Genomic DNA, 8,415 nt, shown 5'->3' on the forward strand with positions numbered 1-8,415 from the left:
TCTTCGCCTATAAGTCCGCTTTCATGTGCGCCGATAGGATTGAAGTATCTCAAGATCGCAGCGTTAAATGTAGGGTCTGCAACATGCTGGTCTCTTATTATCTGTTCTATAAACAATTTGGTGCTGCCGTAAGGGTTAGTGGTTGACAAAGGAGCATCTTCCTTAATAGGCACTGTCTTGGGCACTCCATAAACCGTTGCGGACGAAGAGAACACAAGGTTTTTTACACCGTGTTTGTGCATTATGTCTAAAAGATTTAAGGTGCCTGTAATGTTATTGTGGTAGTATTTCAAAGGAACACTTACCGATTCGCCAACAGCCTTTAGACCAGCAAAATGAACGACATCGGTAATTTTTTCTTTTTTGAAGATTTTTTCAAGTCCCTTATAATCAAGCAAGTCCTCTTTGTAAAACTTGATGTCAACTCCTGTTATTGCTTTCAGACGTTTGAGGGCTTCGGGCTTTGAATTGGAAAAGTTATCCATTATAACAATATCATAACCCGCATTTATTAATTCTATTGCAGTATGGCTGCCTATATAGCCAGTACCGCCTGTAACCAAAACTGACATTTTTTCTCCTTAAAAATTATTTTATTTTTATAATATGTTATCATAAAATACAAATCAAATAAAACGATTGATGATAAAAATAAGACAAATTTTTTTTAATACTTTTGACCGCCTACAATATGAATATATCTTATATTTTCATAAGTATAACTGCTTATCGGGCGGTTATAAGCATCATTAGTATGAGTAGCAATAGTTATTTCTGGGTAAGTGGAAACAACAAACAGAGAATGCGTAAACAAATTATTAGCAAAGCTTAATTGAATAATATCGCCAACTTCAATTTCATTCCTTGCCACAATACTTCCCATAGGTCCTGCTCCGTTATTAGATATCAAAAACTTGCCCAAAAATTCGGCCGAAGTCCATGCAGGCGCACGATTATAAGAATTTATGTAATACCAGCCTGTATTCGGGGTATAATTCATTACATTAATACCTTCAAAAATACACTGCGATATAAAGTTAGTGCAATCTCCGCCGATATTAGAAAAATCATAGTATTTTGGGTTACGAGAAAAAGCCCATTTAGCAGCGTAAGCTAGAGCAGCTTGACGATTATAAAAAACTTTTTTCATACATTTATAATCCATTCTTAATCTTCTTTTAAGAATTAATACTTGTCAAAAAATGGGTGATCAAATATAATATTTATACAAGCATTAATACAATATTAATATATGAATAAAAGACTTAATGGAGATAAAAAATGCCAATCGAAGCTTTAAAATGTCCTAATTGTGGCGCTCCGTTAGAACACGGTCAGAACTTTTGCGATCATTGTGGAATTGCATTAAAAGTAACTGATGATGAGCCCAAAGAAAAACCGCGCGGAATAAATATATCTATTGACGGCAAAGAAAAAACTTATAATTACGGATTTTCATTTAACTCTACGCCCAATTACAATACAGGCAATAATTATAATCCAAACAATAGAGATGACGGAAGAAACCGTAATTATACTTATGGCGATTTTAGACCAAACGATCCTAGTGATTTTTCAAGACATTCTTTGTCAAAAGATATTGCGCTTATATTGGCTTTGATATCTTTGTTCTTTTTATGCGGCATAGGCATTCACAAAATATATCTTAAGAAAATAGCTGGATTTGTTTTGTCTTTATTGTTCGTCTGGACAATCATACCTTTGATAGTGTGCTTCTTTAACGTGATTTCACTAGCTACTATGAGCAAAGAAAGCTTTTATAGAAAATATTGTTAATTTGAAGAAACATTAATAAGAGGGTGACACACCCTCTTTTTTTATTATCAAATTGCCCAAATAATAATCATTTGATATAATATAATTTATGATTTACACAACATACGGAGAAGTCCAAACTTTTGATCTTGGTGTCAAAATCGCCAAAACCTTAAAAGGCGGAGAAGTGATAACCCTTGACGGTCAGCTTGGCGCTGGCAAAACAGTGTTTACAAAAGGTCTTGCGCATGGGCTTGGCGTTGAAACACCCATTTTGAGCCCTACGTTTGTTATTCTTAGGCAATATAAAGGTTCAGAACTAGAACTGTATCATTTCGATATGTACAGGCTGGAAAGTTCAGACGAAGCGCTTGAACTAGGTTTTGACGAATATATCGGCAGAAAAACAGCGGTTACGGTTATAGAATGGGCGGATAAGGTAAAAGATATTTTAAATAATGTCACTCACCGAATTAAGATAAACTTTGTTGACGACCTAACCAGAACAGTGGAGATTTTATGAATTATATCAGCATAGATACAGCAAGAAAAAATTTGGAAATTGTGGGCGAATATGAGGGGACAGAACTATATCATCTTGACGAATCGCCTTTGCAGCATTCGGTAACTTTGATGCCCGCAATCCAAAGATTAATGGAAGCTAACAGCTGGGATAAAATTGATTATATCGCAATCAATCAAGGACCGGGATCATTTACGGGAATAAGAATAGGCGTTACCACTGTCAAGGTCTTTTCATATTTAAAGAATATTAAAATAATACCTTTCAACACTTTGAAAATGTACGCATATAATATATATAGTGCTTACGGCGATACCATCGTCTGTGCTATGTATAGCGGCAATGCCAATGTCTATATCGGCGTTTATGAAAATCAAAACTCATTAAAAGAGATTTTGGAACCCAAAGTTCTAAATATTGATGAGTTTTCAAAGTTTTTGAATGATATAGACGAAGAAGTGCTTGTCGCGTGTGATTTTGATTTGCCTGTAAAAAAGGACAATTTCAAAATCAACAAGATTGAAAAAAGCTGCAAAAACGGAATAAAAAAGATTATGGATTCTTTAGATGAGCGGACAACAGTAGGATATAATGAACTTGAGCCTTTGTATATCCAAGTTCCGCAGGCACAAAAGAACGTATGATAAGACCTGCAGTTATAAAAGACATACCAGCGATTTTTAAGCTGGAAAAAGAATGTTTTACAGACGCGTGGAGCGAGCAGAATTTTTACGAAGTTATTAACAGCGATATTTCGCGTTTATTCGTCTATGAGTCAGACAATAGAATTGTAGGCTATACAGTAGTTACTTTGATTTTTGATGAAGCGCACTTAGACAATATCGCGGTGGATTTTGCCTCAAGAGGCAAAGGCATAGGAAAGCAGCTTGTTCAATATGTGATTGACTTTGCCAATAAAAACAACATACATAAGATTACACTTGAAGTCAGGATAAGCAATACAACCGCCATCAATCTCTACAAATCATTTGGATTTGTAGTTGAGGGTGTAAGAAAAAATTATTATATGGATAATGAAGATGCATATATAATGTGGCGGTATGACAATGACGCAAAACCCTGATATTTTTTATATCCAATCAGATTCAAAAGAAGAAGATGTTTTATTGCTGCACGGCTGGGGAGGAAGTTCAGAATCCTTTCGAGCCGTTTTTGAATTTCTGCAAAAAAAATACCGCGTAACCGCAATCGACTTTCCGGGCTTTGGAAAAAGTCCGTCGCCGCCTTATCCATATACGGTAACGGATTATGCCCAAAAGCTCAAGGACTTTTTGGATTCAAAAAACATTTCTAAAACTCATATTATCGCGCATTCTTTTGGCGGGCGTGTTGCCATAGAATTATGTTATCGTTATCCTGAGCTTGTAGATAAGCTGATTTTGACTGCCAGTGCGGGCATAAAACCAAAGCGCAAATTAAGATATTATATCAATCTCCTGAAATTCAAAACAGCCAAATTGCTAAAAAAAGACCTATCCAAATTTGGTTCAAAAGACTATAAAAATGCCGATGGCGTTATGAGGGCCGTATTTGTAAAAGCTGTCAATTATGATCAGACCAAATTATTGAAGCATATAAAGGCAAACACTTTGCTTATTTGGGGACAAAACGACACAGAAACCCCCATCTATATGGCTAAAAAGATAAACAGACTTATCAAAAACAGCAAATTGATAGTTTTTAGAGATACAGGACATTTTGCTTATATGGAAAAAAGCCTGTTGTTTTTAAGGCATATCCAGAGATTTTTGGGAGGATGTGTTAATGACTGACTTTTTTATTGTTTTGATCATATCTTTTATTGTTGCGCTTTTGGGAACTTTTTGTTCATATCAGCTTATACAGCATTATCAATTATGCGCTTATCATATCGGAGAATATTTTAAAAACATAAAAAAGTTTTTGATATTAAGGCTGCTGGTTATAAGCGGCATAGTGTTTGCTTCGACATTAGTCGTAAGCAATATTCTAGACCTTCTAGGCGGACATTACGGACTTTTGGGCTTGGGAATATTTGTTGTTTTGATTGCGATTTTTACCGTAATGCAGTACAAAAAAAAGTACAAAACTCCGCTGAAATTTACGCCTAGAATTATCAGGTTTATGATAATGTTTTTGCTGGTTACCTTGAGTATTTGGATAGGCGTTGTATATGCTTTTTATAATTATGTGCCCATAATTGGATATTCGATAATAGGTCTAATGCCAATATTTAATTATCTTTTGTGCGGAATTATAGCGGTATTGGTTTATCCATTAGAAAGTTTACTTCAGTCAAAGTTCATATATCTTGCCAAAAAAAAGCTGGTTGAAATGCCCGAGTTAAAGATAATAGGTATTACAGGCAGTTATGGAAAAACCAGTGTTAAGTTCATTTTGCAAAAATTACTAGAAGGCACTTACAAGGTCTGTGCAAGCCCAAACAGCTTCAATACGCCTATGGGACTATGTAGAAGCATCAATCAAAATCTCAAATCTTCTGACCAGATTTTTATAGCCGAGATGGGTGCAAGAAAAAAAGGAGATATAACGCGCCTATGTAATATTGCCCGTCCTGATATAAGCATAATAACCGCTGTTGGGAAACAGCACCTTGCCACATTTAAAAATATTGAAAACGTTGCTCAAGCTAAGTATGAGATTGTTCAAGAATCTAACACTGAAGGATTAGCGGTGTTTAATGGTGACAGCGAATATGCCGTTAAGTTGTTTGAAACCACTACTAAAGAAAAGATTTTGACAGGAGCGCAATCTCAAGCTCATGAAATGTTTGCGTATTATTCGAATGCACAAACCTTTAATCGCGGAAGCAGATTTGTGCTTAATATTGACGGCAAAGCGGTTGATTGCGTTACCACGCTTTTGGGAATACATAATATCAGCAATATAACTTTGGCGGCAGCGGTTGCATATAAACTGGGTGTCAGCATTGAACTGATAAGCGAAAGAATAACCGAGTTAAAAGCTGTTCCGCACAGGCTGCAACTGATTGAAGCAGGCGGCGGAATGACTATTATTGATGATTCTTTTAACGCAAACATCGAAGGTGCAAAAATAGCTTTGGAGGTCTTGGCTTCGTTTTTGCAAAAGAAAGTGGTTATTACAGCAGGTCTGGTTGACATGGGAAAACACCAAAAAAGCGTTAACTTTGAACTTGGAAAGCTTATAGCCAATGCGGCTGATTGGTGCATAATCACAGGACCTAATTCATTATATATATATGACGGATTGGTGGATCAAAACTTCAACATTAAAAATGTCAGAATTTGTGACAATCTCAATCAGGCAATGAAAGTTTTGGGCACGATTTCGGGCAGCAAGGTTGTGCTGTTTCAAAATGATTTGCCTGATAATTATTAAAAAAAAGGGGACGCGATGAAAAAAAATCTATTAATTATTTTTGGCGGAAAATCTTGCGAGCACGATATATCCATTATTACAGCGCATCAGGCGATGGATTTTGCCGATGAAAACAAATACAATGTTTATCCCATTTACATAGACATCAACGGCTTGTTTTTGTACGGTCCGAAACTAAAAAGCTTTGAGTTCTGCAAGGATATAGACTATCATCAGCTTGAAACAATTTATTTCAAGCCTTCAGACAAAAATGTGTATTACAAAAAGAACAAGGTCTTATGCAAAGCAGATGCTGCCTTGTTGTGTGTGCATGGGTTAAATTGCGAGGACGGTACGTTGCAAGGCATGCTAGAAATGTCTGGTATTCCTTATACATCTTCGGGAGTTTTGGGCAGTTCTTTAGGAATGGACAAAATAGCAATGAAGATGTTTTTCAAAGGCTTGGGACTTAAAATCTTGCCTTATGTATGGACATACAAAGAAGAGTATTACAGTATTTTTGGGAACAAAGCTTTTTGGGATAAAATAAACGAAATAGGGTATCCTCTTATTGTCAAGCCTTCTAATCTAGGGAGCAGTATAGGAATAACGCGCGCTAGCGATGAAGAAAGCCTAAAGTCGGCTATGGATATTGCGTTCAAGTTTGACAACAGAGTGGTGGTAGAACAGGCATTAACTGATTTTATTGAGGTTAACTGTTCGGTTTTGGGTAGCAGCCTAGAACAAAAAGCTTCGGTGTGCGAACGACCGTTGAGCTGGCAGGCTTTTTTGAGCTTTGAAGACAAATATCTTACAAAAGGCGCAAAAATGGGCGGCATGGATAACCTAAAAAGAAAGCTGCCGGCAGATATACCGGAAGAGCAATCCCAAAATATTCAGCGACAGTCTTTGGAAGTTTTTAGGGCGTTAAACTGCAAGGGCGTAGTCAGAATTGACTATATTATTGACAAAACAGATCAAACTATATATATAAACGAGATCAATACAATACCTGGTTCGCTTAGTTATTATTTGTGGGATTATAGCGGAATAGACTTTTTTGATCTTATAGACAGATTGGTAGAACATGCGCTTTATGAAGCAGATCAAAAACGCTATCTAAAATATGCGTATGTATCCAATGTATTACATGGTGCGGGTGGTACAAAGGTCTAGAATTTTCAAAATCTTTTTCATAAAATAACCTCCTTTTTTAGGGACTGTTAGTATAAAGCTAAAAGTCCCTTTTTTATTTTTAATATTACTTTGGTAATTTGTTTTTTGATTTTATATACAGTATGTTATAATCAACATAAAAAGGAGAGAATTATGAAAATCAAAATGACCGTGCCTGTTGTTGAAATGCAAGGCGATGAAATGACCCGAATTTTGTGGGATTGGATAAAAGAGATTTTAATAGAGCCTTATGTTGAACTAAAAACTGAATTTTATGATTTGGGGCTAGAAAACAGAGACAAAACAGATGACCAAGTAACAATTGACGCGGCAAATGCGATAAAAAGACTGGGCGTGGGCGTAAAATGTGCAACCATAACTCCCAATCATCAGCGCATGACCGAATATTCTCTCAAAAAGATGTGGCTCAGCCCTAACGGCACTATAAGAGCTATTTTGGACGGCACTGTATTTAGAAGCCCTATTTTGGTTGACGGCATCAAGCCGTATATTCCTTCTTGGGTAAAGCCTATCACTATAGCCCGTCATGCTTATGGCGATATGTATAAAAATGTCGAATCCTTAATGGAAAAAGGTTCAAAAGCAGAACTTTTGATAACAAAAGCAGACGGAACTCAAATCAAACTGCCTATTTTTGATTTTGCTTCAGGCGGCGGAGTAGTCAGCGGTATGCACAATACGGACAAGTCTATATACAGCTTTGCTAAGTCGTGCTTTAATTATGCGGTTGATACTGTGCAGGACTTGTGGTTTGGTGCAAAGGACACTATTTCCAAGACCTATGACAATAGATTTAAAGAAATATTTAACGAACTATACGAAAATGAATATAAAACCAAATTTGACGAACTGGGCATAAAATACGAATACAGTCTGATAGACGACTCAATAAGCAGACTGGTAAGAAGCAGCGGCGGACTTATCTGGGCGTTAAAAAATTATGATGGTGATGTTATGAGCGATATGGTCGCTACCGCATACGGAAGTTTAGCTATGATGACTTCTGTGCTGGTAAGTCCGGACGGCAATTATGAATACGAAGCGGCACACGGCACTGTTACAAGACATTATTACAAATATCGTAACGGTGAAGAAACCTCAACCAATTCAGTGGCTACAATATTTGCTTGGACGGGTGCATTATATCGCAGGGGCAAGATGGATAACAATACAGAGCTTTGCGATTTTGCTCAAAGTTTAGAAAAGGCAGTAATCACTACAATAGAACAGGGTGTTATGACAGGGGATCTGATTGGTCTGTTCCACAAAGATAATATAACCCCCAAAAAAGTAAATTCAAAAGAATTCCTCATTGAAATAGCAAAAAGATTGGAAAGTATATAAATCAAAAAAACGGCATAAAAAATGCCGTTTTTTTTGAAAATATGGTCATTTATTATTTGAAATTATTTAAAAATATGTTATTATTTGTGTGTTAATTTTTCAAGAAAAGGAAAAATTAATTTATGATTAACCTAAGAAACCTAGATATTGTCTGAAGTCAGTTTTTTAGGTAAACATACGAAAATCAAAATAAATTTCATTTCATAGTATATATG

General features: G+C 36.0%; 10 protein-coding genes. 8 read left to right on the plus strand and 2 right to left on the minus strand.

The features are described from left to right. On the minus strand, positions 1–572 hold a 572-nt coding region (locus VIL26_07010; protein HEY8390677.1), incomplete at its 3' end, for an SDR family NAD(P)-dependent oxidoreductase. Between the two features lie 95 nt (positions 573–667). Next, complete coding sequence (locus VIL26_07015; protein HEY8390678.1) at positions 668–1,150, minus strand: amidase domain-containing protein; 483 nt, start codon at positions 1,148–1,150, stop codon at positions 668–670. A 131-nt stretch (positions 1,151–1,281) separates the two neighbouring features. Here VIL26_07015 and VIL26_07020 point away from each other — a divergent pair, with 131 nt between their 5' ends. The 8 genes from VIL26_07020 to VIL26_07055 all read left to right on the plus strand — a co-directional run bounded on the left by VIL26_07020 (position 1,282) and on the right by VIL26_07055 (position 8,200). Next, on the plus strand, positions 1,282–1,797 hold the full coding sequence (locus VIL26_07020; GenBank protein HEY8390679.1) for a zinc-ribbon domain and TM2 domain-containing protein: 516 nt from the start codon (positions 1,282–1,284) through the stop codon (positions 1,795–1,797). An 88-nt stretch (positions 1,798–1,885) separates the two neighbouring features. Beyond that, a complete protein-coding gene (tsaE, locus tag VIL26_07025) occupies positions 1,886–2,299 on the plus strand; it encodes a tRNA (adenosine(37)-N6)-threonylcarbamoyltransferase complex ATPase subunit type 1 TsaE (protein HEY8390680.1) in 414 nt (137 codons plus the stop codon). Then, entirely contained in the window at positions 2,296–2,943 is a 648-nt protein-coding gene (gene tsaB, locus VIL26_07030; protein ID HEY8390681.1) for a tRNA (adenosine(37)-N6)-threonylcarbamoyltransferase complex dimerization subunit type 1 TsaB, read from the plus strand. The genes tsaE and tsaB overlap by 4 nt, the downstream gene beginning before the upstream one ends. Continuing rightward, positions 2,940–3,383 (plus strand): ribosomal protein S18-alanine N-acetyltransferase, encoded by a 444-nt coding sequence (gene rimI, locus VIL26_07035; protein HEY8390682.1) that lies wholly within the window; start codon positions 2,940–2,942, stop codon positions 3,381–3,383. Before tsaB ends, rimI begins: the two co-directional genes overlap by 4 nt. Next, positions 3,367–4,092 (plus strand): alpha/beta hydrolase, encoded by a 726-nt coding sequence (locus VIL26_07040; GenBank protein ID HEY8390683.1) that lies wholly within the window; start codon positions 3,367–3,369, stop codon positions 4,090–4,092. The genes rimI and VIL26_07040 overlap by 17 nt, the downstream gene beginning before the upstream one ends. Then, a complete protein-coding gene (murF, locus tag VIL26_07045; protein ID HEY8390684.1) occupies positions 4,085–5,680 on the plus strand; it encodes a UDP-N-acetylmuramoyl-tripeptide--D-alanyl-D-alanine ligase in 1,596 nt (531 codons plus the stop codon). Before VIL26_07040 ends, murF begins: the two co-directional genes overlap by 8 nt. Before the next feature lie 15 nt (positions 5,681–5,695). Beyond that, complete coding sequence (locus tag VIL26_07050; GenBank protein HEY8390685.1) at positions 5,696–6,835, plus strand: D-alanine--D-alanine ligase family protein; 1,140 nt, start codon at positions 5,696–5,698, stop codon at positions 6,833–6,835. A gap of 153 nt (positions 6,836–6,988) precedes the next feature. Continuing rightward, complete coding sequence (locus tag VIL26_07055; protein ID HEY8390686.1) at positions 6,989–8,200, plus strand: NADP-dependent isocitrate dehydrogenase; 1,212 nt, start codon at positions 6,989–6,991, stop codon at positions 8,198–8,200. Positions 8,201–8,415: the final 215 nt, after the last annotated feature.

The sequence above is a fragment of the Clostridia bacterium genome (assembly GCA_036562685.1).
Lineage (GTDB): Bacteria > Bacillota > Clostridia > Christensenellales > DUVY01 > DUVY01.

Bases quoted from the DNA above. Each gene is read 5' to 3' on its own strand.
- VIL26_07015 (HEY8390678.1), bottom strand. From the start codon at position 1,150: ATGAAAAAAGTTTTTTATAATCGTCAAGCTGCTCTAGCTTACGCTGCT.
- VIL26_07020 (HEY8390679.1), top strand. From the start codon at position 1,282: ATGCCAATCGAAGCTTTAAAATGTCCTAATTGTGGCGCTCCGTTAGAA.
- tsaE (HEY8390680.1), top strand. From the start codon at position 1,886: ATGATTTACACAACATACGGAGAAGTCCAAACTTTTGATCTTGGTGTC.
- tsaB (HEY8390681.1), top strand. From the start codon at position 2,296: ATGAATTATATCAGCATAGATACAGCAAGAAAAAATTTGGAAATTGTG.
- rimI (HEY8390682.1), top strand. From the start codon at position 2,940: ATGATAAGACCTGCAGTTATAAAAGACATACCAGCGATTTTTAAGCTG.
- VIL26_07040 (HEY8390683.1), top strand. From the start codon at position 3,367: ATGACGCAAAACCCTGATATTTTTTATATCCAATCAGATTCAAAAGAA.
- murF (HEY8390684.1), top strand. From the start codon at position 4,085: ATGACTGACTTTTTTATTGTTTTGATCATATCTTTTATTGTTGCGCTT.
- VIL26_07050 (HEY8390685.1), top strand. From the start codon at position 5,696: ATGAAAAAAAATCTATTAATTATTTTTGGCGGAAAATCTTGCGAGCAC.
- VIL26_07055 (HEY8390686.1), top strand. From the start codon at position 6,989: ATGAAAATCAAAATGACCGTGCCTGTTGTTGAAATGCAAGGCGATGAA.